This is a genomic window from Sphaerimonospora thailandensis (assembly GCF_016863115.1).
GTDB lineage: Bacteria > Actinomycetota > Actinomycetes > Streptosporangiales > Streptosporangiaceae > Sphaerimonospora > Sphaerimonospora cavernae.
This window is the reverse complement of record NZ_BOOG01000147.1, coordinates 1-870: the sequence shown is the minus strand read 5'-3', so window position 1 is coordinate 870 and position 870 is coordinate 1. Positions and strand designations below refer to the sequence as shown.

General features: G+C 68.3%; 1 protein-coding gene. It reads right to left on the bottom strand.

Features of this window, described 5'->3' with window-relative positions; genetic code table 11:
- Positions 1 to 870 (bottom strand): M28 family metallopeptidase (locus Mth01_RS29365; protein ID WP_204019213.1); only part of this gene is annotated, 870 nt, incomplete at both ends.

Genomic DNA, 870 nt, shown 5'->3' with positions numbered 1-870 from the left:
TGCGAGGGCGACGGCGACGGCGACCCGCCTCCCACGGCGAGCGTCCACAGCGCGTTGGCGATGGCGTCGCTGTTGCGGTCGAGTGCCGTGGTGTTGATGTTGCTCGGGTAGCGGTCGCAGGAGGAGTGGTAGCACGAGTCATACGCCTGGTAGGCCGTGCCGCCCCACTTCTGGGCCTGTGCCGCCGTCATCCGCCCCTCGGCACCGGAGAACAGGCCGCCGACGCGCACGCCCGCGTTCTTGAACGGTGCGTGGTCGCTACGGCCGTCGGCGCCGGTCTCCGGCTCGGTCGGCACGTTGATCGAGGCGAAGTAGTCGTTGAACACCTTCTGGATGGCGACGTCGTCCTTGTAGACGAAGTACCCGGGGTTCGGCGATCCGAGCATGTCGAAGTTGAGGTACGACTCGACACCGGACGCCCCGCCGTTCTGGACGTAGTACGTCGAGCCGATCATGCCCGACTCCTCGGCGGCCCACCAGCCGAACCGCACGTGCTTGGTGAGGGTCGGGTTCTTGGCCGCCAGAGTCAGTGCGACCTCCAGCAGGGCCGAGGAGCCCGAACCGTTGTCGTTGATGCCGGGGCCGACGGACACGCTGTCGAGGTGGCCGCCGAGCATCAGGGTCGGGCTGCTGGGCCCGCCCGTCCAGTCGGCGATCAGGTTGGAGTGGGTCCTGCCGCTGTAGGAGAAGTTCTGGACCTGCGTCCGGTATCCGGCGGCGTCCAGCTTGCCCTTGATGTAGTTCAGCGAGGCCGTGTAGCCCGCGGTGCCGCTGGCCCGGTTGCCGCCGTTGCTCGTCGCGATCGACTGCAGCTGGCTCAGGTGCGCGGTCACGTTGCCGACCGGAATGTCCGGCGCCTCGTTGCCACCC